Genomic DNA, 23,560 nt, shown 5'->3' with positions numbered 1-23,560 from the left:
CGGCCGACGCGAGGCTGATGGCATGACGATTACTCGACGGCGGCTGATCGCCGGAACGACAGGTGTTGCGGCTGCGGCCGTGTTGGGTGCTGGGACGGCTCGGGCGGGCCAGACCGGCGTTCCTGAGTGGATTCGGGCGAATGCGCGGCCCGTAGGCGATCTGCGGCAGTTACGCCGTTCGATCGGAGGCGCGCAGGTTGTCGGGCTGGGAGAGGCGGTGCACGGGACGGCGGAGATCACTCGGCTCAAGCTGCGGGTGGTGCGGTATCTCGTCGAGGAGCTGGGGTTCCGGGCGATCGCGTTCGAGGACGACTGGTCGGTGGGCACCCTGCTCAACGACTACGTGCTGACCGGCCGCGGGGACCTGCGGGCGCTGGTCGGTCAGTTGAGCCGGGAGTCGCGGACACATGAGATCGGCGAGCTTTTCGAGTACTTGCGGTCCTACAACGCGACCCACCACGACAAGGTGCGGTTCGCGGGTGCGGAGTACTTCGCCACCCGCCAGCTCTCGTACGACGCCATCGACGCGTACGTCGCTCGTCGGGCACCGCATCGGCTGGCCGAGCTCCGGCGTGACCTGAAGCCGATCACGCCGCATCTGACCGATATCGGCGCGTACATCCAGTGGTATCGCGACGACGTGCAGAACAAGGAGCTCTTCATCCAGCGGGCCACTGCGGTCCATGCACTGGTACGAGACCTGCCCAGCAATCGCGAGCAGGCGGTCATCGAGCACCATGCGCGGCAGATCCGCTCGTTCTACACGGCGTTCAGCCTGCCGGACGAGGAGATCTGGGCTTACCGCGACGCCCGCGGCGCCGAGAACGTCCGCTGGTGGCAGGCGTTCACGCGCAGCAAGGTCATCTACTGGGCGGCGTCCGCACACACGATCAACGCGCCCAACCTCTGGTTCAGCGTCGGAGCCGGCTTCAAGAATGTCGGCACCTACCTGCACGAGTGGTACGGCGACCGCTACCGCTCGCTGGGCTGCACGTTCGACCACGGCACCGCACTGGGCCCGGTCGATCTACCGCCGGCTGCGCCTGACTGGTTCGAGTATCAGCTGAACGCCGCGGCGTCCGACCAGTTCACACTGGACCTCCGGAGTCCGCAGCCACCCGCGGTCCGGGAGTGGCTGCACCGGACCGCGCGTACGAGGGGCCTGCCGGACGTGCCGGGGTCGTATCTGACCGGTGACAGCCTCAGCACCTGGTTCGACGTACTGCTGCACACCAGGGAGGTGTCCCCGACACACCGCTACTGAACCCGGTGCACCTTGTGCTGTGCGGCCTGGGCGCGGGGGCGGACGGTGATCCGGTCCAGGTTGACGTGCGGCGGGCGGGTGGCGACCCAACTGACGATGTCGGCGATGTCGTCCGACGTCAGGGGCTCGGCGACGCCGGCGTACACGGCGTCCGCCTTGGCCTGGTCGCCGTCGAAGCGGGTGATCGCGAACCCCTCGCTCTTCACCATGCCCGGCGCGATCTCGGTGACGCGGACCGGCTGGTCGAACAGCTCCAGCCGGAGTGTGTCGACGACGGCCTTGGCAGCGTGCTTGGCGGCGACGTACCCGCCGCCGTTCTCGTACGCCACCTGACCGGCCGTCGAACCCATCACGATGATCGTGCCGCTTCCGGCGACCAGGGCCGGGAGCAACGCCTTGGTGACGGCGGCGACGCCGATCACGTTCACCTCGTACATCCGCCGCCACGCGTCCAGGTCGGCGTCTGCCACCGGCTCGGCGCCGAACGCCCCACCTGCGTTGTTCACCAGCAGCTCCAGCCGGTCGCCGACAGTCGCGGCCAGCGCGGCCACATCCTCCGGCGCGGTGACATCACACTGGAAGGCCCGTCCGTCGATCTCCTTGGCCAGCGCCTCGATCCGGTCCAGCCGGCGCGCAGCGGCAATCACCTCGAACCCATCCTGCGCGAGGCGGCGAGCAGTCGCCGCCCCGATCCCACTGCTCGCTCCGGTCACCACGGCAAGAGGACGCTCAGTCATGCCCCGAGTCTCCCAAACTCTGGTCAGGCGGCCGCAGCCCGTCTCACGAGACCAGAGTCGAGTGCCGCGCCGGGGGCGCGATCGGTGCGGTCAGACGGGCTTTGCGGACTACCAGAACGAGTGCTGCGACGCTGAGTACGACGAAGCCCGCAGCCAGAGCCAGGGTCGGTGCGTCGAAGCGGATGGCGGAGTGGCCGCGGACGGCTTGGAAGGTCGTGACGGTCATCAGACCGGTGTAGGCGAAGGCGGCCACGCCCAGCAGTTGGTGCCGGACGCGCTCTGGGCGCAGCCAGATGATGCGGGCGGCCAGAACGGTCAGGAGCAGGACGAGCGCGAGGAGTGCATGCAGAGCGTGCATACCGAAGAAGTGCGGGACGCGGAGGTCGCCGCCCTCGGTGCTCCAGCGGACGATCGGTAGCCCAGGCCCACCGGCTTCGACACCCACGCCGTGGCTGCCCATCAGCTCGACCGGACGGCCCTGCGCATCGGTGACCTGCTGCGGGTGCGCATCTGCTCCGGACAGGTAGAGCGCGACGGCCATCCCGGCAAAGGCCAGTCCGACCCCGACGCGGATCGCCCGGGTCAGCGGCTTGTCGCCGATCCGCTGGAACAGCAGCATGATCGCGATCACCAGGCTGGCCGTGAACAGGCCCAGCACGCCGATCGAGAAGATCTGCTGGCCGATCGCGTTGAACTTGTCGGTGTTGTTGTTGAAGTGGCTGAACGTGCCGCGCGCAGCCTGGACGGCGATGAATCCGACGTCGATCAGCCCGGTGACCGCGAACGCCGTACCGAGTAGCCAGCCGAACCGCTTCGCCTTCTGCAACCGGGAGAGCAGCCACGCGAGCGCTGCGCCGTACGCGGCGAACGACATCGCGAACTTCAGCGGTTTGAGCCAGACGGACTCGTTCAGCACGGTCCGGTCGTCGACCAGCAGACCCACCCCGGCAACCCCCGCCAGCGCGGTCATCACAAGCACCATCAGCAGCAGCGGCCGGTGCCAGCTGCGTACTTCCCCCAAGACTGTTCGCATGGCTCAATGCTTTCGATCAGCCGGGTGTTGAGCAGTGGGCCGGAGTCGCCTGATCAGGTGGTGGTAGGTCCACTTACAGGTGTATGCCAGGCGTACTCTGACCGGGTGACCGAACCGTCCGCCGTCCCTCCGCCGCGTCGGGTCGCGATGATCAGCCTGCACACCTCACCGCTCGACCAGCCCGGGACCGGCGATGCCGGCGGGATGAACGTGTACGTCGTGGAGCTGTCCAAACAGCTCGCCGAGCTCGGCACCGAGGTGGATGTGTTCACCCGGGCGACGTCGTCCGCGCTACCGGCCCGGATCGAGCTGATGCCCGGCGTGACCGTCCGCAACGTCGCCGCCGGGCCGTACGAAGGGCTGACGAAGAACGAGCTGCCTGCCCAGCTGTGCACGTTCGCTCGCGCCGTACTGCGGGCAGAGGCGATCCACGAGCCCGGCTGGTACGACGTCATCCACTCGCACTACTGGTTGTCCGGCCAGGTCGGTCTGCTCGCCCGCGACCGCTGGGCGGTCCCGCTGGTGCACACCATGCACACGATGGCCAAGGTGAAGAACCTGAGCCTTGCGGACGGCGACGTCCCGGAGCCGCCGGCCCGGGTGCTCGGTGAGGAGCAGGTGGTCGAGTCCGCCGATCGCCTGCTGGCCAACACCCCGGACGAGGCGCAGGAGCTGATCAGCCTGTACGGCGCGCAGCCGGCGAAGATCGAGGTCGTCAACCCTGGTGTGGATCTGGAGGTGTTCGCCCCCGGTGACCAGGCCGCGGCCCGGCGTGCGGTCGGTGTACCTGTGGATGCGGTGGTTCTGGCGTTCGTGGGGCGGATCCAGCCGTTGAAGGCGCCGGATCTGTTGATCCGGGCGGCTGCGCGGATGCTGGAGCGCGATCCGGCGCTGCGGGCGCGGCTGGTGGTCGCGATCATCGGTGGGCCGTCGGGGAACGGGATGGAGCACCCGGAGGCGCATGCCGAGCTGGCGCGGGCGCTGGGGGTGGACGACGTCATCCGGTTCGTGAAGCCGATGGAGCGGCCGGGGCTGGCCGAGTGGTACCGCGCCGCATCGGTTGTGTGCGTGCCGTCGTACTCGGAGTCCTTCGGGCTGGTCGCGCTGGAGGCGCAGGCGTGCGGTACGCCGGTGGTCGCGGCGGCCGTCGGCGGGCTGACGACCGCGGTCGTGAACGGGCAGACCGGGCTGCTGGTCGACGGGCACCGCGTCGACGACTTCGCCGACGCGCTGGCGCGGATCGCGACGGATCCGTACACCCGCGAGACGATGAGCCAGGCGGCGGTCAAACACGCGCAGGGCTTCGGCTGGGAGCTGACCGCCCGCAGGACGCTGGCGGCGTACCGGACCGCGGCGGAGACGATGGCAGCTGAGGTGTTCTGAATGAGAGTGTCCGCGGCGGACGTCATCCGTCAGGTGCTGACCGAGAACGAGTTGGAGTTCACCGAGGCGACGCCGGGCGCGTTCACGGCCGACCTGCCGGGGGAGCGCAAGCTGAAGACCACGGTGTCGCTGACCGTTGGCGCGCAGGCGGTTCAGGTGCACGCCTTCGTGGCCCGGCATCCGGACGAGAACCACGCGGCCGTCTACCGCTGGCTGCTCGAGAAGAACCTCAAGATGTACGGCGTCGCGTTCGCCGTCGACCACCTCGGCGACATCCACCTGGACGGGCGGGTGCCGCTGCACGCGATCACCCCGACCGAGGTGGACCGGCTGCTCGGCGCCGTCCTGGAGTACGCCGACTCGTCGTTCAACACCATTCTCGAGCTGGGCTTCGCCTCGTCGATCCGCAAGGAGTACGAGTGGCGGGTCGCGCGCGGCGAATCGACCCGGAACCTGGACGCTTTCAAGGGTTGGCTCGAACCTCAGTAAACTCTGGCCCATGACCTATCGCCTGATCCTGCTCCGCCACGGCCACAGCGACTGGAACGCGAAGAACCTCTTCACGGGCTGGGTCGATGTCGACCTGAACGCCCAGGGCGTCGAAGAGGCGCACCGCGGCGGTGAGCTGCTCCGCGATCGCGGTCTGCTCCCCGACGTCCTGCACACCTCGCTGCTGCGCCGCGCGATCCGCACCGCGAACATCGCGCTCGAGGTCGCCGAGCGCCAGTGGATCGACGTCCGCCGCTCGTGGCGCCTGAACGAGCGCCACTACGGCGCCCTGCAGGGCAAGGACAAGAAGCAGACCCTGGAGGAGCTCGGCGAGGAGCAGTTCATGCTGTTCCGCCGCTCCTACGACACTCCGCCGCCCGCGATCGAGCGCGGCTCCGAGTTCGACCAGGCCGGCGACCCGCGCTACGCGGCCCTCCCGCCGGAGATCCTCCCCGCGACCGAATGCCTCAAGGACGTCGTCGCCCGGATGCTCCCCTACTGGTACGACGCCATCGTCCCCGACCTGCGCGCCGGCAAGACCGTCCTGGTCACCGCCCACGGCAACTCCCTGCGCGCCCTCGTCAAGCACCTCGACGGCCTCGACGAGCCCACCGTCGTCGGCCTCAACATCCCCACCGGCCTCCCGCTGCTCTACGAACTCGACGAGAACCTGAAGCCGATCACCCCTGGCGGCGAATACCTCGACCCGAACGCCGCGGCCGCCGCCATCGAAGCCGTCAAGAACCAGGGCCGTTGACCGCTCGCTACGGTGAGCCGTTCGACGCCGCGCGCGCCGAGACCGAGGTGACCGAACTCCTGGTCGCCGACGTCCCGGCCGCCGGCCCGGTCACGGCCGCAGGAGACCCGGCCACCGGCGAATGGACCCACACCACCGGCCCCGGCTTCCGCGTCATCCCGCTCTGGGAAGGCGGTGACCTGACCGGTCTCTACGAAGCCGACTGGACGGCCGCCACCGAAACCGCCGAAGCCCACCTCAAGCACCTCGCCGCGGCGCTCTCGGCCACCTGGGGCCCACCCCGGGTGATCTCCATCGACGGCCCGATGCTCAAACACCAGATGGGGCAACCGGTGGAACCCCTCTACCGCGCCCTCTTCGCCCAGGACCTCTACGGCGATCTCCACCTCTGGGGCCCGATCGAAACCCGCTGGCCGGCCCTAGTCCTCGGCCACAGCGACGGCGACGCCCCCCTAGTCCTCGCCGCCCTGATCTCCACCCAAGAGATAACCCAACCCCCACCCCCGTAGAACCAGCACCCCCGCCAACCACCTGGTTGCCGGGGGCCACTTGTTCCCCACCCCACCCGCTCGGCCGGGCGGCCCCGCCGTGCGCCAGTCGCCCGTCGCGGCCGACCCGTTCGTCGTGCCCACCTGATCGCCGGCCGCAGGAAGTGCGCTCAGCGTCGAGCGCACGGCGGAGCCGCACCGTGGGACCAGCCGGTGGAGCTTCTGCTGACCCCGCTCTGTGGGCTGTCGTTCGCACGCCGGGAGCTCACTCCGCTGTGCGCCGGTTGCCCGTCGAGCCCCCCGGGCTGTGGCGCTGAGCTCACCCCGCTTTGTGCCAGTTGCTTGTCGCGGCCGGGCCGTTTGCCGTGCCCACCTGATCGCCGGCCGCAGGAAGTGCGCTCAGCGGCGCGCGCTTCCGCGGAGTGACGCTTGTGGCGCCCGTAGGGCGGGTAGCGCTGGTGCAGTTCCTGCGGCGGAGCCGCGGGCGTCTTAGTTGTTGGGGTTGGGGGTGGAGGCGCCGGCGCCGGAGCCGGCGGCGGTGCCGCCGATGGCGATGGGGAGTTCGCCGGTGACGAGGTAGACGACGCGGCGGGCCATGGAGACGGCGTGGTCGGAGATGCGCTCGTAGTAGCGGCCGAGGAGGGCGATGTCGACGGCGACCTCGACACCGTGCGGCCAGGTGTCGTCCATCATCAGGCGGAACTGGTTGGAGCGGAGTTTGTCCATCTCGTCGTCGGTGGACTCCAGGCGGGTGGCGGCGTCGACGTCGCGGGTCTTGATGACGTCGCCGGCGGCGTCGACCATGGTACCGGCGACGGTGCCCATCTCCTGGATGACGTCGTGCAGCTCGGCCGGGATCGCGGGCGCGGGGTAGCGCAGGCGGGCGATCTTCGAGACGTGCGCGGCCAGGTCGCCCATCCGCTCCAGGTCGGCGACCATCCGCAGCGCGGCGACCAGCATCCGCAGCTCGTTGGCGACCGGGGCCTGGCGAGCCATCAGCTCGAAGACCTTCTCCTCGACGCCCTCACCGGCGGCGTCGAGCTGGATATCGGCCGCGATGACCTCCTCGGCCTGCCGGATGTCGGCCTCCAGCAGAGCGGCGGTGGACCGGCGGACCGCGGTCGAGACGGTCCGGGTCATCCGCTCCAGCTCGGCCAGGATGTCGTCGAGCTGCTCGTGGTAACTGTCACGCATTGTGTTCGTTTCCGATCTGTGGTCCGGTGCCGGACAGGCCCGTACCCGTCCAACGGTGACCGTACGGCGTCGAGGTTGCCGGTCGGCGACGAGTGGTGAACGCCTGATGAACAGTTGAGACTTGTCCCGGTCAACTGGTGCTCATTCGGTCTTTCCCTGCTGGTTGCCCGCGTAGCATCGATTCCGTGGACCCCACGCTGGCTGCGGTGCTGGGCGGCGTCATCGGCGCGGCCCTGGCCCTGCTTTCACTCGGTGCGATGGTGCTCTCCGAGCGATCCCAGCGCAAGATCCCGGTCTCCCCGGATCCCGCCGTCCCGAGCGGCGTCGCGACCGTCCTTTCGGTCCTGCGCTCGTCAGCGGTCGTGATGGGCCCCGAGGACCAGGTGCTGCAGGCCAGCGCCCCGGCCCATGTGCTCGGCATCGTCCGCGGTGAGCGGCTGGTGGTCGACGACATCCTGACCATGGTCCGCGCGGTCCGCCGGGACGGCGAGATCCGTCAGCAGGACCTGGAGATCGTCCGCGGCCGGCTCGGCGCCACGCAGTACGTGAGCGCTCGGGTGGCCCCGCTGGGCAGCCAGCTCGTACTCGTCCTGGTCGAGGACCGGACGCGCGAGCGCCGCCTGGAGGCGATCCGGCGGGACTTCACCGTCAACGTCAGCCACGAGTTGAAGACCCCGGTCGGCGCGCTCATCCTGCTCGCCGACGCCGTCTCCGAGGCCTCCGACGACCCCGAGGCCGTCCAGCGGTTCTCAGACCGGATGCGGATCGAGGCGTCCCGGCTGAGCCGGCTGGTGAAGGAGATCATCGAGCTGTCCCGGCTGCAGGGCGACGACCCGCTCGAGCACCCGCACTCGGTCGACATCAACGCGGTGATCGAGGCCGCCGTCGACCGCTGCCGGGTGGACGCCGAGGACCGCGACATCAAGATCGTGGTGAAGACCGAGCCCGAGCTGGAGGTGATGGGCAGCGAGGACCAGCTGTCCATTGCCATCGGCAACCTGGTCGAGAACGCCGTCAACTACAGCCCGGACGGGACCCGCGTCGCTGTCGCGGCGCACCCGATCGGCGATCTGGTCGAGGTGACCGTGAGCGACCAGGGCGTCGGCATCCCGACCGGCGACCTGGAGCGCATCTTCGAGCGCTTCTACCGGGTCGACCGGGCCCGCAGCCGGGAGACCGGCGGCACCGGGCTCGGCCTGTCGATCGTCAAGCACATCGCCTCCATCCACGGCGGCGACGTCCGGGTCTGGAGTGTCGAGGGCCAGGGATCGACCTTCACCGTGCGCCTCCCGTTGCGGCTCGACCCCGCACCGGGCCAGACCGGCTCCCTCAGCCAGGAGGAGCCGGCCGTCACTTCGACGCCTACCCCGTCGGACATGCGGTCTGCATCACAGGATCCTTCGCAGGCGCGGCGCCCAGGCGGGCACCTCGCTGCGTTGGAGGAGGAACCACGATGAACACCGCATCGAGGCACCTCCTCCGCCTTGCGATGTACCCACCTGGACACCGCGCCTGCTGAAGCATCCCGCGATGCAGACCGCTCAATCACAAAGGAGACAGCTTCGTGACCCGAGTGCTGGTCGTCGAAGACGAAGAGAGCTACAGCGACGCCTTGTCGTACGTCCTGCGCAAGGAAGGCTTCGAGGTCGCCGTCGCGGAGACCGGGCCGGACGCCCTGGACGAGTACGACCGGGCCGGCGCGGACATCGTCCTGCTCGACCTGATGCTGCCGGGCCTGTCCGGTACCGAGGTCTGCCGGGCGCTGCGCAGCCGGGGCAACGTCCCGGTGATCATCGTCAGCGCCAAGGACACCGAGGTGGACAAGGTCGTCGGCCTCGAGCTGGGCGCGGACGACTACGTCACCAAGCCGTACAGCCCGCGCGAGCTGCTGGCCCGGATCCGCGCCGTCCTGCGCCGTGGCCAGGACGTCGAGCTGCTGCCGGACACCCTGGAGGCCGGCCCGGTCCGGATGGACGTCGAACGGCACGTGGTGACCGTCGGCGGCGCGGAGATCCGGCTGCCGCTGAAGGAGTTCGAGCTGCTCGAGATGCTGCTCCGCAACACCGGCCGGGTGCTCACCCGCGGTCAGCTGATCGACCGGATCTGGGGCGCCGACTACGTGGGCGACACCAAGACCCTCGACGTCCACGTGAAGCGGCTGCGCTCCAAACTCGAGCAGGACCCCTCGAATCCGGCGCACCTGGTGACCGTGCGCGGCCTGGGCTACAAGTTCGAGTCCTGACTCACAACCCGGGCGGCTCGTCAGGAGTCACCGGGTTAGCTTAGGCTGTCCTTAGTTGAACCCCGACTGAGGAGAGTTGTTGTGTTCTGGCCCCGTCGTCTCCGGGCGATCAGTGCGACCGCCGGCGTACTGATCGCGAGCAGCTCGCTCGTCGCGTGCGGCGCGGCCGACGACGCGCAGCCGCAGGCTTCCGGGGGGACGGCGTCCGCCGGGTTCCCGGTGACGCTGAAGAACACCTTCGGCGAGACCGTCGTCCCGGCGAAACCGCAGCGGATCGTCACGCTCGGGTGGAACGCGCAGAGCATCGTGCACGCCCTCGGCGAGACGCCGGTCGCGATGCCGAAGGTCACCTACGGCCCGACGGCCGCCGGCGTGAGCGCCTGGGACGCCGACTGGTTCGACGCCTCGAAGACCCAGTTGCTCGACACCGGCGACAAGTTCCCGTTCGAGAAGATCGCCGGGCTGAAGCCGGATGTGATCCTCGCGCCGTACGAGGGGTTCGACAAGGCGACGTACGACACGCTGACCGGGATCGCGCCGACCGTCGCCTACCCGGGCAAGCCGTGGCAGACCACCTGGCAGGAGCAGACCCTGCTCGTCGGCCAGGCGCTCGGCAAGAAGACCGAGGCGGAGAAGCTGATCAGCGATCTCAACGCCGAGGTCAAGCAGGTTGCCGCCGACCACCCCGAGTTCAAGGGCAAGACCATCTCGGTCGGCTCCTTCGGCACGGACAACTGGCTCTACATGCCGACCGACCCGCGGGTCCAGATCCTCACCGAGCTCGGCTTCGTGAACTCACCCGGCGTCGAGGCGCTGCAGAAGCAGAACGCCAAACAGGAGTTCGCCGTCCCGATCAGCAAAGAGAAGATCGCGGACGCCGAAGCCGACGTCCTGGTCGCCTATGTCGACGGCCTCGGCCCCGACAAGTTCGCCGCCGACCCCCTCTACGCCTCCCTCGGCGCCGTCAAACGCGGCAGCACCTTCGCCTCCGCCGACCAGCAACTCATCTCCGCCATGAGCTCGGTCAGCGTCCAAAGCGTCCCCTGGGTCCTCGCCAAGATCGTCCCCGCCCTCTCCAAGGCCGCCAACGCCGCCAACTGAACGTCCGCCGGGACCTCGGCCACAGGCCCCGCCGGCACGACGAAGGGGCCGTCCCGCGCCGGGGCGGCCCCTTCACCTGTCAGCCGGTGGGGACGGGCTCAGTGGCCGCCCTCGCCCTTTTCGGCGTCGTCGCGGGGGGTGGGGGAGAAGTGGTCTTCGGTGATGACCGGGATGTGGGTGGTGATGGGGGCGGCTTTGCCGAAGGTGATGACGACGTCGATCATCGTGCCGGGTTTGCCTCCGGTGACCGAGAAGGGCTTGGGGGCCGCCGGGCTCGGGGTGGTGGTGGGGGTGGCGGTCGGCGTGGCCGTGGGGGTGCTGGTGGGGGTGGCCGTGGGGGTGGGCTCGATGCCGCCGGTCTGGGGGAGGGTGATCGAGTCGCCGAGGGCGAGCGGGAGTGGCTCGAACTTGCCGAAGGTGACGACGACGGGGGCCGGGGGCTGCTCACCCTCGGCGACCGGGGCGACCGGCTTCGGCGGGGCCTGGGTGATGGAGACCAGGGTGTCGGCGGCGGCGCCGTTGTTGACCAGGACGCCGTGCAGCTCGCCCTTGCCGTCCGCGGACGCGACGACCAGGAGGTTCCGGACGGCGATCCCCGCGGAGTCGGCGTTGGTGCCCTCGGCCGGCTGGTAGGGCTGCGCGGTCTGGGCGTTGAAGTTCGCGCCGCAGGCCCCCAGGACGATACTGAGCGTGGCGGCGGCGGCCGTCAGCGCGGTACGCCGGACGGACCGCGAGGACAACGTGATCGGCACTGGAATCCCTCTCCTGCAAGCTGTTTCGGGGCCCTCGGGCAGGGCCCGGGTCGACGACCCGGCGCATTGCCTCCGGCGAAGCACAGCGTAGTGCCCGGCCGCCCCGGGCCCGACGCCGGGTGGCCCCGCAACGATGTCCTGAGCAACGGTGCCCGCGCGCACGAGGCATGAGCCGTAGCGTTTGTCAAGGCGGGAAGTGGCCTCTGACCAGCGCAAACGCCTCAACCGGACCACCGACTGCGTGGTAGGATAGGACTCGGAAAGGGGCACGTGACATATGACTTTCACAGTCGGCGAGACGGTTGTTTACCCCAACCATGGTGCGGCCGTCATCGAGGACATCGAGACCCGTCAGATCAAAGGTGAGGACAAGACCTATCTGGTCTTGAGGATCGTCGCTCAGAACGACCTGGTCGTCCGGGTCCCCGCGTGCAACCTCGATCTTGTCGGCGTGCGTGACGTCGTGGATCAGGCCGGTCTGGAGCGCGTCTTCGACGTGCTGCGGGCGCCGCACACGGAGGAGCCGACCAACTGGTCGCGACGGTACAAGGCGAACCTGGAGAAGCTGCACTCCGGTGACGTGATGAAGGTGGCGGAGGTCGTTCGCGACCTGTGGCGCCGTGAGCGTGACCGCGGTCTTTCCGCCGGTGAGAAGCGGATGCTGGCGAAGGCTCGCCAGATCCTGGTCTCCGAGCTGGCCCTGGCCGAGCACACCAACGAGGACAAGGCGGAAGCCATCCTCGACGAGGTCCTCGCGTCCTGATTTTCAGGTCGAGCCAACACCCGTGATCCTGCTGTCCTGTCCGGTCTCCCGATGAGTACCGCGGCAATCATCCCGGCAGCGGGGCTCGGGTTACGGCTCGGTGGCGAGACTCCGAAGGCGTTTCGAGAGGTCGGTGGCGATTCGCTGCTGGTCCACGCGGTGCGTGGGCTGAAGGCAGCGTCCGCCGCCGACCTCGTTTGTTTGGTGGTCGCCGTCCCGCCCGGCTCCGAGGAGTCGGTGGTCAAGGAGCTCGGCCCGTACGTCGAGGGCGTCGAGCTGCTCGTGGTCGCGGGCGGGGCCGAGCGGTCCGACTCGGTGGCGGCCGCGCTCGCCGTCGTCCCGGTCGAGGGGATCGACTGCGTGCTGGTCCACGACGCGGCCCGGGCCTTCGTCCCGGTCGATGCGATCGAGCGGGTGGTCGCGGCGGTGCGCGCCGGCGCCGCGGCCGTCGTACCGGCGTTGCCGGTGACCGACACGATCAAGCAGATCGGGCCCGGCGGCGAGGTCGTCGGCACTCCGGATCGGTCGACGCTGGTCGCCGTCCAGACCCCGCAGGGTTTCGATCCCGAGGTACTGCGGCGCGCGCATGCGGCCGGTGTCGTCGGGGCGACCGACGACGCGATGCTGTGCGAGCGGCTCGGCGTGACCGTGGTGACGGTCGAGGGCTCGACGGACGCGTTCAAGGTGACCCGTCCGCAGGATCTACTGCTGGCCGAGGCGTTGCTGGCAGAGAGGCGAGCGGTGTGAGAGAGAGCAGCTTCCCCCGGGTGGGCAACGGTATCGACATCCACCCGCTGGAGGCGGGCCGCCCGATGTGGCTGGCCGGTCTGCACTGGCCGCGGGAGACCGTCGGCGCCGCTGGCCATTCCGACGGTGACGCCGCCGCCCACGCGATCTGTACGGCGTTGCTCAGCGCGGCCAAGCTGGGCGACCTCGGCACGAACTTCGGCACCGATGAGCCCGAGATGGCCGGCGCCTCCGGGGTGACGCTGGTGGCCGAGGCCGCCAAGCGGGTCCGTAACGCGGGCTACGAGATCGGCAACGTGACGGTTCAGGTGGTCTGCAACCGGCCCCGGTTCGCGTTGCGGCGGCAGGAGGCCGAGAAGGTGCTCAGCGAGGCCTGCGGCGCCGACGTCTCGGTCAGCGCCGCCACCAGCGACGGCCTGGGCTTCACCGGCCGCGACGAGGGCATCGTCGCGATGGCGACCGCCCTGATCTACGGCTCGGCGTCCGGGTCGAACTTCGGCCCTACCTTCTGACCGGCTCCGCCGAGAACCGAGCGGTCCGCGGGTCCACCTCGTCGCCGAGGACCGTCAGCGGGCCGTACAACTCCGGACGGCGGCCGCGGATCCAGCGTCGGCCGGTTGCCAACGGCACCAAGTCCAGCTCGAGATCTCCGGTGACGATGGCCTCGGCCGGGACCGGCGTCTCCGCGACGATCCGCCCGTACGGGTCGAGGATCATCGCGTTCCCGGTCCGCACCTCGTCGTCGTCCGGCCCGACGCCGTTGCTGAAGACGACGAAGATGCCGTTGTCGTGCGCCCGGGCCGGTAGCCAGCGCAGCAGCCACTCGCGCCCGTTCCGCCCGTTGGCGGCCGCCTCCGGGTCCTGCTGCCAGAGGCCGCGCGAGATCGGCTTCATCCCGTGCGGACTGCGGGAGTTCGTTCCGCCGGTCTGATGCGGCGCCAACAGGACGGTGGCCCCGAGCAACGCCGTGATCCGCACGTTCTCGACCAGGTTGTTGTCCCAGCAGATCAGCACCCCGGCCCGGAATCCCCACGGGGTGTCGAACACGGTGTACGACGTCCCGCTCGAGATCGCCGGATGCTCGAACGCATGCAGCTTCCGGTGCACGTGGACGTCGCCGGTCGGCAGACAGACGGCGTACGAGTTGAACAGCTGCCCGTCGGCCGCCTCCAGGAACCCGACTCCGATCCCGGCGTCCAACTCCTTGGCCAGGGCAAGCACCTGCCCGATCAGCCGCCCGTCCGCCGGCGCCGCCAGCTCGGCCAGCCGCTCCGGACTCTGCCGCCGCAGATGCCAGTAGCCGAGCAAGCACATCTCCGGAAACACGACCAAGCGGGCGCCGTCGGCCACCGCTGCCCGAGCCAACCGCCCGACCGTCGCGAGATTCGCCGCCGGCTGATCCGGAATCGCCTGAAACTGGACGGTTGCCGCCCGGAATGTCGTCATACGGCTATCGAAACCCGCCTGCATCCATAGCGTCCAATGGATGTTTGTCGACTTTCTATAGTCTTGGGTTATGGATTTGCGGCTGCTGCGGGCGTTTGTGGTGGTTGCTCGGGTGCGGACGTACGGGGGCGCTGCGGCGGAGCTGGCGATGAGTCAGCCCGCGTTGACGAAGCAGATCCAGGTGTTGGAGCGGCGGGTGGGGGCGGTGCTGTTCGTGCGCGGGCGGCACGGGGCCCGGGTGACTGCGGCGGGGGAGGCGTTACTTCCGGACGCTCTGGAGTTGCTGGAGCGGGCGGACGCGTTCGAGCGGCGTGCTGCGCAGGTGGCTGCGGGGCTGGAAGGGTCGCTGGCAGTGGGGTTCGGGTTGTCGGGGATCGAGCTGGCGCCGCGGGCGGTGGCGTTGTTCCGGAGCCGGTGGCCGCGGGTGTCGGTGTCCTTGGAGGACATGTCGTCGGAGGCGCAGTACGAGCGGCTGCGGTCGGGGGCGCTGCAGGTGGGTTTTGTGCGGTTGCCGGTGCCCGCTGGGTTGGAGCACCTGCGGCTGCGTAAGGACCGGCTGGCGCTGGCGCTGCCGGTCGATCAGGCGGTTCCGCGCGACCTGGCGAGCTGGCTGGACGGGCGGCCGCTCGTCCGGCTCGTACCGGAGCGTGGCCCCGGTCTGACCGCACAGATCAACGGCCTGTACGCCGAGCACGGCTGCCGCCCGGAGGTGCTGCAAGAGGCCCGCGACGTACAGACCCTGTTGGCGTTGACTGCGGCCGGTGCTGGGCCCGCCGTCGTCCCACAGTCGGCTGAACGGATCGCTCCGGGGGAGGTGCGGCTCGTACCGCTCCCCGGCCGTGCAGCGACCTGGTGGATCGGTGCGGCCTGGTCGACTCGTGCACCGCTGACAGAACGCTTCCTGAAGGCGGCCACCGAGGTAGCGCGCGGTTAGCGCTTACGCGCTCGCCGAGGCAGTGCAGGGAGCTCGTAGCCGCCCAGCCAGACCGCGAACAGTTCGCGCAGCGCCTCTTGGTCAGCGGAGAACTGCGCAGCCTGGGCGACGAAATCGGCCGTCGTGACCGAGCCGTGCCGGTACTTCTTGGTCCAGCTGCGCAACAGCTCGAAGAACGCGTCGTCGCCGAGGTGGAGCCGCAGCGCGTGCAGAGTGATCGCGCCGCGCTTGTAGAGCCGGTCGTCGAACATCAGCTCCGGCCCTGGGTCTGACAACAGGAGGTCCTGCGGCAGACCGCGCAGCCGGGTATGGGCCTTCGACACCTGCTGGTCGGCACTCAGACCGCCGGACTCCTCCGACCACAGCCACTCGGCGTAGCAGGCAAAGCCTTCGTTCAGCCAGATGTCCTGCCAGGCAGACGGCGTCAGACTGTTCCCGAACCACTGGTGTGCCAGCTCGTGGGCTACCAGCCGCTCCGCCGTCCGCTTGCCGTCGACGTGGTTGCTGCCGAAGACGGAGATGCCCTGGGCCTCGAGCGGGATCTCCAGGTCGTCGTCCGTGACGACGACCGTGTAGCCGCCGAACGGGTAGGAGCCGAACAGCCGGCAGAACAGCTTCATCATGTCCTGCTGCCGACCGAAGTCGTGCTTGAACTCGCGCAGTTGGCCCGCGGGCAGCAGGGCCCGCGTAGTGACCGGTGCGGTCGCCAGGTCGACCGCGTCGTACCGGCCGATCTGCACAGTCGCCAAGTACGTCGCCATCGGCGCGGCCTGGTCGTAGACCCACGTCGTTCGGCTGGCCTTGACCCGCCGTGACACCAGCCGGCCGTTCGCGAGCGCGTGGTACGGCGAGTCCGTGGTGATCGTGATCCGGTAGTGCGCCTTGTCGCCGGGGTAGTCGTTACAGGGGAACCAGGTCGCCGCGCCGCTGGGCTGGCTGGCGACGATGACCCCTTCGGTCAGCTCGTCCCACCCGAGGCCGCCCCACGGGCTGTCCTCGGGTTTCGGGTTCCCGTTGTACTGGATGTCGACGACGAACTCGGCGCCGTCCATCAGGGTGCTCGACGGCGTGATGTGCAGCTTGCCGGAGCGCTGGGTGAACCGCTGCACCCGGCGGCCGTTGATGGTCACCTTGGAGACCCGCAGGCCGGACAGGTCCAGCGCGAACCGGGACAGCGCCTGCTCGGCCACAGCGGTGATGCTGGCCTTGCCGGTCAGCCGGTTGCTGTTGACGCGATAGTCGAGGTCGAGCTCGTACGACTCGACGTGGTAGCCGCCGTTGCCGTGGTTGGGCGTGTAGGGGTCGCCTGCGGACGACGCTCCGGCCTGTCCGGTGGAACGGAAGACCATTCAGCCCTGCCAGGGGGCGATCGGGTTCCCGGCCCAGCGCGTGCCGTCCGGCACGCCTTCACCACGCATCACGAGAGACACCGGGCCGATAGTAGCCCCCGCACCTACTGACGCCGCAGGCAGGACGATGCCGTGCGGTCCGAGCGTTGCTCCGGGCCCGAAGGTGACAGTGCTCATGGAGAGCACTCGATCATGAAATAGATGTGTCTGCAGCACACAACCGCGATTCACCGTTGCCCCGTCGCCCAAAGTGATCAGATCGGCCTCCGGTAACCAGTACGTCTCGCACCAAACGCCCTTGCCGACCTTGGCCCCGAGAGAGCGCAGCCAGAGCGCCAGCACCGGCGTACCGGCCGCGGCGTTCGCGAACCAGGGGGCGGCGACCAGCTCGACGAAACTGTCCACGACCTCGTTCCGCCAGACGAACGAGCTCCACAGCGGGTACTCGACGGCGCGCGTCCGGCCGACGATGACCCACTTGGCCACCGTCGCCATCCCGCCGGCGACCGCGCCGGCGGCCAGAATGACCGCACCGGACAGCACCAGCGCCCACCACGGGCCCAGCCAGATGTCGAGCGCCTGCAGAGCGAACAGGACGCCGAGCGCGATCAGCACCGTGCACATCATCGGGACGAACCGGCACAGCTCCACCAGCGCCCGCGCGACCTTGAGCTTGAACGGCGGGTTGAACGTCCGGCTCTGGTCGCCCGCGACGGCCTGCCGGCGGAGCTTCACGGGCGGCGAGCCGAGCCACGACGTCCCGGCCTTCGACTTCTTCGGCGCCGCCGACAGCACCGCGACCAGACCGTTCTTCGGGACCGACCGGCCGGGCGCAGTCATCCCGGAGTTGCCCAGGAAGGCGCGCTTGCCGACCTTCGCGCCGGCCACGTGCAGCCAGCCGCCACCGAGCTCGTACGACGCGATCATCGTGTCGTCGGCCAGGAACGCGCCCTCGCCGACTGTGGTCATCTTCGGCAGCAGCAGGACGGTCGAGGCTTCGACGTCCCGGCCGATCTTCGCGCCGAGCGTCCGTAGCCACCACGGCGTCGCGAGGCTGGCGTAGAGCGGGAACAGCAGCGTGCGCGCGGAGTCCAGCAGGCGTTCGGTCGCCCAGACCTGCCAACCGATCCGGCTGCGGACCGGGTAGTGGCCGGGCTTGATGCCGATGCCGAGCAGCCGGACGCCGATCAGCGTCAGGACGGCGAGGGTCACAAAGCCGACCAGCGTCATCAGCGGAACGGCGATCAGCGCCTGGACTGCGGCCTCGCCGAGCGTTTGGGTGCCATGCAGCGCGTTGCCCAGGACGAGCAGCGCAGCGGCCGCGGCTGCGACCGGCAACAAGGACATCACCGCGGACTGCGCGCCGTACGCCGCCACCCACCATGGCGCCCGGGCCGGCCGCTCCTCGGGCCACGGGTGCCGTGCGCGACCGATCCGCACTGCCGGACTGCCGGACCAGCGCTCGTTGGCCGGGACCTTGCCCGAAACCGCCGACCCGGCCATGATCTCGGCGCTACGGCCCACCTCGGCGCCGGGGAGCAGCGTGCTGCGTGAGCCGACCACTGCATCGGCGCCGACGCTGACGGCGCCGACGTGCAGCTGGTCGCCGTCGATCCAGTAACCGGCCAGGTCGACCTCGGGCTCGATCGAGGCGCCGCGGCCCATGGTCAGCATGCCGGTCACCGGCGGCAGGGTGTGCAGGTCGACGCCCTTGCCGATCTTGGCGCCGAGCGCACGGGCGTAGTACGCGATCCAGGGCGCACCGGCCAGGTTGGCCGCGCCGGCGGCGTCCGCGAGGTTCTCGGCGGCCCAGAGCCGGACATGCACGTTGCCGCCGCGCGGGTAGACGCCGGGCTGGAGACCGCGAAGCAGGATTCGCGCACCGACGACGGCGATCCCCATCCGGCCCGCAGGGGTGATCAGTAGCAGCCAGCCGGCCAGGATCCACCACCACGAGACGGTCCGGATCCAGGGCAGCGGACCGGCGAACTCATCGAGCAGGTTGTTCAGCGTGAACAGATAGACCAGCCAGCGGACGCCGACCACCGTTTGCAGCACCAGCGTCAGCGCGGTCTGCAGCAGCTGCGTGCCCTTCGGCGTCGGCCGGATGTCGCGCAGCTCGACCGGCTCGGCCAGGACCGGGGCGGACTCGTCCAGCCGGTCGGCCAGCGCGCCGAGCCGCGGGTACTCGTAGATGTCGGCGACCGTCACCTCTGGGTAGCGCTCGCGCAGCGCGGACACCAGCTGTGCAGCGGCCAGACTGCCGCCGCCGTGCAGGAAGAAGTCGTTATCGGGCCCAGTGACCGTCGCACCGAGCACCTTGGTCCACCGGTCGGCCAGCCAGCCCGCAGTGCCCTCCAGCTCGGCTGCAGGGCCGTCGGTCTCCATCCCGGGTAGCGGCCATGGCAGTGCGTTCCGGTCGACCTTGCCGGACGTGCGAGTCGGCAGGGTGTCCACGATCGCCAGCAGCGGGACCAGCGCGGCCGGCAACGCCTCCCGCAGTCGCTCGGTCGCTCCGGCCTTTTCGAAAGACTCCGGTTCCTCCGGGACGACGTACCCGACCAGTAGCTGGTTACCCGCCGCACTGGACCGGACTGCGGCAGCGGCACCGGAGACTCCAGGCAGCGCCTGCAGCGCGGCGTCCACCTCACCGAGCTCGATCCGGCGACCGCCGAGTTTGATCTGCTCGTCGGCGCGGCCCTGGAACAGCAGACCGGCCGCCTCGTTCTTGACCAGGTCGCCGCTGCGGTACGCGCGCTCCCAACCCAGGCTGGGCATCGGCGCGAACTTCTCCGCATCCTTGGCCGGATCGAGGTAGCGGGCCAGGCCGACGCCGCCGATGATCAGCTCCCCGATCCCGCCCTCGGCAACTTCGTTGCCTTCGGCATCCACCACGGCGAGGTCCCAGCCGTCCAGCGGCAGACCGATCCGGACCGGGCCCTCGCCGGTCAGCTGGGCGCCACACGCGACCACAGTCGCCTCGGTCGGGCCGTACGTGTTCCAGACCTCGCGGCCGTCGACGGCGAGCCGCTCGGCCAGCTCCGGCGGGCATGCCTCGCCGCCGAAGATCAGCAGCCGGACCTGGTCGAGTGCGTCGGCCGGCCAGAGCGCAGCGAGCGTCGGCACGGTCGAAACGATCGTGATGCCCTGCGCGACCAACCAGGGGCCGAGGTCCATCCCGCTGCGGACCAGCGACCGCGGTGCGGGCACCAGACAAGCGCCGTGCCGCCAGGCCAGCCACATCTCCTCACAGGACGCGTCGAACGCGACCGACAGCCCGGCCAGCACCCGGTCGTCCGGGCCGATCGGCTCCTGCTGCAGGAACAGCCGGGCTTCGGCGTCCACGAAGGCTGCGGCGGACCGGTGCGACACCGCGACGCCCTTGGGGACGCCGGTCGAGCCGGAGGTGAAGATGATCCACGCGTCGTCCGTCGGCTCCGGCCCGTCCTGGGCGCGCGGGGGCGCCGACGTGCCGGGGTCGTCCATGCGGGCGGAGTACGGGTAGTCGGAGTAGCCGTCCGCGTTGTCGTTGGCTACGACCGGTGCGGGCTGCACGCGCAGGACGGTGAGCTCCAGCTCGTCGCCTACGGTCGCAGCGACGTCGGCCTCACCGAACACCAGTTCTGCGCGTTCGTCGGGGTCGTCGGCGTCGACCGGCACGTACGCCGCGCCGGCCTGCAGTGTGCCGAGGATGGCGACGTACAGGTCGTTGTGACCGGACGAGATCCGGACGCCGACGCGGTCGCCCGGGCCGATCCCCGCAGCGGTCAACCGGCCCGCGAACTTGGCCACCTGGTCCAGCAGTTCGCGGTAGCTCAGGCTGACGCTGCCGTCGTCCAGCGCCGGCTCGTCGGCGTACTTGGCGGCCGTGTCCTGCAATACGTCCACCAGCGTCCGCGCCGCCGGCGCCAGGTCCCCGCGTCGCAACGTCACGGGCGGATCTTACTTCGCGGGGTTAACGCTCCAGAAACGCTGAACGACCAATGGACCGCGGCTACTTCACCAGATCAGCTGGTGCGGCGAAGGTGTTGCAGGCCTTGTTGGAGCCGACGTTGAAGCCGTTCTGGATCCAGAAGCCCTGGCTGGTGGCCAGACCGTGCGTGCGCTCGTCCTCCGGCGTCTTCGGCGATTCGCCGAAGCTGTTGCTGGACTGCTCCTTGAACTCGTCCATCCGCGCGGTCAACGGGTACGACTTCTCGACGGCCTTGCTGAACACACCGGCGTAGCAGGACGCCTGCAGCTCGTTGCGGCGCGAGGAGTCCAGCTTCTTCTCCGGGTGCTCCTGCAGGTAGGCCATCCGGGCGTAGAACGTCCGGCTGATGCCCTGCACGTGGTGTCCGTACTCGTGGGCGATCGTCATCAGGTACGCGAGGTCCTGCTGCGGGCCGAAGGCCTTGTTCATCTGCTGCACGTCGGTGTACATCACGTTGTTGCCGTAGCAGTAGAACGCGAGCACGCGGCCGGACAACGGCGCGAAACTGCCACACGGAGTGACGACGGGCTTGTCGAAGACCACGAGACCCGGGTCGGGCTTCTCCTCGCCGATCTCCTTGAAGATCGGCCGCCACGCCTCGTTCAGGCAGGCGAACAGCTTCTCGTAGTAGACCTTCTGCGCGGCCAGGCTGCCGTCGCCGAGCTTCTCGGCCTTGCAGTCCTGCTCCGGAAGCGGTCCGGTCCGGTAGATCTTCGCGTTCAGCAGAAAGTCCTCGGCGGAGCCCTGCTGCGGGTTCGTCGTCGGCGTCGGCACGATCGAGGGGCCGCCCAGCCCCGGGCCGGCGGCAGAGTCGCCACCGCGGCCGAGCAGCGCGCCGATGACAGCCAGCGACACGCCGACGAAGACCAGCATCACGAACCCGAACACCAGCAGCTTGACCGTGTTGTTCCGGCGCGGCGGCGGCTGGAAGCCGTTGAACTGCCCACCGGGCGGCCCGTAGTACGGCTGCGCCCACTGGCCCGGCTGCTGCTGGAACTGCTGGTACTGCCCCTGCGGCGGGAACTGGCCCTGCGGAGGCCCGGCGTACTGGCCCTGCTGCTGCCACGGGGAGGCCTGCGGCGGCGGGAGCACACCGGGTGGGGGACCGAGCCGCTGGTCCTGGGGACCGCCGTACGGGCTGCTCACCGGTCTTGTCCTCCTGTGACTGGGCTGTGGCTGGACGATTTGCCTGGACGAACCGGCACGAGACTACTCTCAACCCATGTCACTGAAGCGCCGCCTCCTCCCGGCTGCCCTGCTGAGTTGCCTGACCGTACCGATCGTTGCCTTCAGCACGTTGCCCGCGCACGCCGCGGACGACCGGATCTCGGCGTACTCCGCCCAGGCCACGCTGTCCAAGGACGGGAAGCTGACGGTCAAGGAGACCGTTGACCTGACCGCTGGCGGTTCGACGTTCAGCCGGACGCTGGCCACCCGGGTCCGCGCCGACTCCGAGCGGGACCGGACGTACGACGTCAGCGACGTCACCGCGACCGTGAACGGGCAGCCCGCGCAGGGGCTGAGCAACGAGAGCACCGACGACGGCCGCCGGATCACGGTGAACGTCTCCGGTCAGACCACCGTCGTCTACAGCTACACCGTGGACAACGTGGTGGCCGAGTCCACCGAGGGCCGCGAGGTGAGCTGGCCGATCGTGCAGGGCTTCTCGACCGCGGTGCCGCGGGCGCTGGTCTCGGTCAACGTCCCGTTCGCGACCTGGGTGACCTGCTTCGCCGGGCGTCCCGGCTCCGGGATGCCGTGCACCTCGTCGCAGCTGGCCGAGTCGGCCGAGCTGGAGATCCAGCAGAACGGCGTACCGGCTGGTGGCCGGCTGACGTTCCTGACCGGGCTGAGCTCCGAGGCGACGGTTCAGCCGAATGCGACGTACAAGACGCGCTGGACGCTGGGGCATGCGTTCACCGTCGACTCCAGCACGCTGGGGCTGGCAGTGCTGGTGCTCGGGCTCGGTCTGCTCGGTGCGGCCGGGCTGTGGTTCCTCCGCGGCCGGGACGCGGGCAAGGTCGGTGCGGGCGCTCCGGAGCGTCCGGTGCTGGAGGGCGCCGACGGTCCGCAGTTCGCCGCGCCCGATGGGATTCGTCCCGGCCAGGTGGGCACGGTGGTCGACGAGACGGCCGACGTCGTAGACATCACCGCCACGCTGCTCGATCTGGCCGTTCGGAACTACCTGACCATCGTGGAGCTGCCGCGGCAGTCCCAGTTCGGCCGTCTGGACTGGGAGCTGCACCGCCAGCACCAGGGCGGTCCGGAGCTGCTGCCGTACGAGAAGGCCTTGCTGGATGCGGTGTTCGCCGACGGTGACACGGTTGTCGTCTCCGAGCTCGGCTCGGCGCTGCGGCCGCGGCTCGGGCTGGTTCGCGAGCAGCTGTACGCCGACGTCGTCACACAGGGCTGGTTCGCCAGCCGCCCGGACGCCGTGCGGAATCGCTGGACGACGGCGGGTGTGGTGCTGGCGGGTGCGGGTGTCGTACTGACGATCGTGCTGGCCATCGTGAGCAAGTTCGGTCTGGTCGGCTTCGCGCTGATCCTGGCCGGTCTGGCGCTCGCACTGGTCGGTCAGGTCGCTCCGGCGCGTACCGCGCGCGGTGCGGCGGTTCTGGGCCGGGTGGCCGGGCTGCAGCGCTACCTGACCGACGAGACCTCGGCGAACCTGCCGCAGACGCACCGGCTCGAGTTCGCGTCCCGCTGCCTGCCGTACGCCGCCGTCCTCGGGCTGACCGAGAAGTGGGCGGCCGAGATCGCCGCGACCGATGACGACGACGACCCGGACGCCGGTATCGGCTGGTACTCCGGCCCGGCGGACTGGCACCTCTCCGACATCGGTGAGTCGCTCAGCAACTTCGTGACGTCGTTCGGCGGCTCACTGGCGAGTGCGCGCCGGCTGTTCTGA

General features: G+C 69.8%; 21 protein-coding genes. 13 read left to right on the top strand and 8 right to left on the bottom strand.

What is annotated here, in order from left to right; genetic code table 11:
- The first annotated feature begins 22 nt into the window (after window positions 1-22).
- On the top strand, window positions 23-1,264 hold the full coding sequence (locus HPO96_RS21735) for an erythromycin esterase family protein (protein WP_171675354.1): 1,242 nt from the start codon (window positions 23-25) through the stop codon (window positions 1,262-1,264).
- On the opposite strand, the gene HPO96_RS21730 is transcribed toward HPO96_RS21735, so the two are convergent.
- The gene (locus tag HPO96_RS21730) at window positions 1,258-2,001 is read right to left on the bottom strand and encodes an SDR family NAD(P)-dependent oxidoreductase (RefSeq protein WP_171675353.1); all 744 of its coding nucleotides are present in this window, start codon (window positions 1,999-2,001) and stop codon (window positions 1,258-1,260) included. The two genes, HPO96_RS21735 and HPO96_RS21730, sit on opposite strands and share 7 nt — an antisense overlap.
- A 43-nt stretch (window positions 2,002-2,044) precedes the next feature.
- Window positions 2,045-3,034 (bottom strand): hypothetical protein, encoded by a 990-nt coding sequence (locus HPO96_RS21725; protein WP_184999605.1) that lies wholly within the window; start codon window positions 3,032-3,034, stop codon window positions 2,045-2,047.
- A gap of 105 nt (window positions 3,035-3,139) precedes the next feature.
- Between HPO96_RS21725 and mshA the strand changes: the two genes are divergently transcribed.
- The 4 genes from mshA to HPO96_RS21705 are packed head-to-tail and all read left to right on the top strand — an operon-like array spanning window position 3,140 to window position 6,172.
- Window positions 3,140-4,417, top strand: coding sequence for a D-inositol-3-phosphate glycosyltransferase (mshA, locus tag HPO96_RS21720; RefSeq protein ID WP_337796752.1), 1,278 nt, complete (start codon window positions 3,140-3,142; stop codon window positions 4,415-4,417).
- Window positions 4,418-4,906, top strand: coding sequence for a type III secretion system chaperone family protein (locus tag HPO96_RS21715; RefSeq protein WP_171675352.1), 489 nt, complete (start codon window positions 4,418-4,420; stop codon window positions 4,904-4,906). It abuts the gene before it with no gap.
- 10 nt (window positions 4,907-4,916) lie between these two features.
- Complete coding sequence (locus HPO96_RS21710; protein ID WP_171675351.1) at window positions 4,917-5,663, top strand: phosphoglyceromutase; 747 nt, start codon at window positions 4,917-4,919, stop codon at window positions 5,661-5,663.
- A complete protein-coding gene (locus tag HPO96_RS21705) occupies window positions 5,660-6,172 on the top strand; it encodes a hypothetical protein (protein WP_171675350.1) in 513 nt (170 codons plus the stop codon). The genes HPO96_RS21710 and HPO96_RS21705 overlap by 4 nt, the downstream gene beginning before the upstream one ends.
- A gap of 468 nt (window positions 6,173-6,640) precedes the next feature.
- Here HPO96_RS21705 and phoU read toward each other — a convergent pair whose 3' ends face one another.
- Complete coding sequence (phoU, locus tag HPO96_RS21700) at window positions 6,641-7,345, bottom strand: phosphate signaling complex protein PhoU (protein WP_171675349.1); 705 nt, start codon at window positions 7,343-7,345, stop codon at window positions 6,641-6,643.
- A gap of 185 nt (window positions 7,346-7,530) precedes the next feature.
- Between phoU and HPO96_RS21695 the strand changes: the two genes are divergently transcribed.
- From HPO96_RS21695 to HPO96_RS21685, 3 genes are all read left to right on the top strand, one after another.
- Window positions 7,531-8,802, top strand: a complete 1,272-nt coding sequence (locus tag HPO96_RS21695; RefSeq protein WP_171675348.1) for an ATP-binding protein — start codon at window positions 7,531-7,533, stop codon at window positions 8,800-8,802.
- A 107-nt stretch (window positions 8,803-8,909) separates the two neighbouring features.
- Window positions 8,910-9,587, top strand: a complete 678-nt coding sequence (locus HPO96_RS21690) for a response regulator (protein ID WP_171675347.1) — start codon at window positions 8,910-8,912, stop codon at window positions 9,585-9,587.
- A gap of 81 nt (window positions 9,588-9,668) precedes the next feature.
- A complete protein-coding gene (locus HPO96_RS21685; RefSeq protein ID WP_171675346.1) occupies window positions 9,669-10,688 on the top strand; it encodes an ABC transporter substrate-binding protein in 1,020 nt (339 codons plus the stop codon).
- Between the two features lie 98 nt (window positions 10,689-10,786).
- Here the strand turns inward: HPO96_RS21685 and HPO96_RS21680 are convergent, their stop codons facing one another.
- Window positions 10,787-11,440 (bottom strand): hypothetical protein, encoded by a 654-nt coding sequence (locus tag HPO96_RS21680; protein ID WP_171675345.1) that lies wholly within the window; start codon window positions 11,438-11,440, stop codon window positions 10,787-10,789.
- A 277-nt stretch (window positions 11,441-11,717) separates the two neighbouring features.
- Between HPO96_RS21680 and HPO96_RS21675 the strand changes: the two genes are divergently transcribed.
- From HPO96_RS21675 to ispF, 3 genes are read left to right on the top strand one after another with little or no spacing between them, the layout of a single operon-like run.
- Complete coding sequence (locus tag HPO96_RS21675; RefSeq protein ID WP_012918679.1) at window positions 11,718-12,203, top strand: CarD family transcriptional regulator; 486 nt, start codon at window positions 11,718-11,720, stop codon at window positions 12,201-12,203.
- 51 nt (window positions 12,204-12,254) lie between these two features.
- On the top strand, window positions 12,255-12,950 hold the full coding sequence (ispD, locus tag HPO96_RS21670; protein WP_171675344.1) for a 2-C-methyl-D-erythritol 4-phosphate cytidylyltransferase: 696 nt from the start codon (window positions 12,255-12,257) through the stop codon (window positions 12,948-12,950).
- Window positions 12,947-13,462, top strand: a complete 516-nt coding sequence (ispF, locus tag HPO96_RS21665) for a 2-C-methyl-D-erythritol 2,4-cyclodiphosphate synthase (protein ID WP_337796751.1) — start codon at window positions 12,947-12,949, stop codon at window positions 13,460-13,462. The genes ispD and ispF overlap by 4 nt, the downstream gene beginning before the upstream one ends.
- On the opposite strand, the gene HPO96_RS21660 is transcribed toward ispF, so the two are convergent.
- Window positions 13,452-14,396 (bottom strand): nitrilase family protein, encoded by a 945-nt coding sequence (locus HPO96_RS21660; protein ID WP_171675343.1) that lies wholly within the window; start codon window positions 14,394-14,396, stop codon window positions 13,452-13,454. The two genes, ispF and HPO96_RS21660, sit on opposite strands and share 11 nt — an antisense overlap.
- Before the next feature lie 70 nt (window positions 14,397-14,466).
- On the opposite strand from HPO96_RS21660, the gene HPO96_RS21655 reads away from it, so the two are divergent.
- Complete coding sequence (locus tag HPO96_RS21655; RefSeq protein WP_171675342.1) at window positions 14,467-15,330, top strand: LysR family transcriptional regulator; 864 nt, start codon at window positions 14,467-14,469, stop codon at window positions 15,328-15,330.
- Here HPO96_RS21655 and HPO96_RS21650 read toward each other — a convergent pair.
- The 3 genes from HPO96_RS21650 to HPO96_RS21640 form a co-directional block, all read right to left on the bottom strand.
- Window positions 15,327-16,679: a M1 family metallopeptidase gene (locus HPO96_RS21650; RefSeq protein ID WP_171675341.1), complete on the bottom strand. Its 1,353-nt coding sequence runs from the start codon at window positions 16,677-16,679 to the stop codon at window positions 15,327-15,329. The genes HPO96_RS21655 and HPO96_RS21650 overlap by 4 nt on opposite strands.
- A complete protein-coding gene (locus HPO96_RS21645; RefSeq protein ID WP_171675340.1) occupies window positions 16,680-20,612 on the bottom strand; it encodes a Pls/PosA family non-ribosomal peptide synthetase in 3,933 nt (1,310 codons plus the stop codon).
- Window positions 20,613-20,673: 61 nt separating this feature from the next.
- Window positions 20,674-21,798 carry a neutral zinc metallopeptidase gene (locus tag HPO96_RS21640; RefSeq protein ID WP_337796750.1) on the bottom strand — a complete coding sequence of 375 codons (1,125 nt, stop codon included), beginning with the start codon at window positions 21,796-21,798 and terminating at the stop codon, window positions 20,674-20,676.
- Window positions 21,799-21,874: 76 nt separating this feature from the next.
- On the opposite strand from HPO96_RS21640, the gene HPO96_RS21635 reads away from it, so the two are divergent.
- Entirely contained in the window at window positions 21,875-23,560 is a 1,686-nt protein-coding gene (locus HPO96_RS21635) for a DUF2207 domain-containing protein (RefSeq protein WP_171675339.1), read from the top strand.

Source organism: Kribbella sandramycini (genome assembly GCF_013131805.1).
GTDB classification, from domain to species: Bacteria; Actinomycetota; Actinomycetes; order Propionibacteriales; family Kribbellaceae; genus Kribbella; species Kribbella sandramycini.
This window is presented reverse-complemented; position numbering and strand designations above follow the sequence as displayed.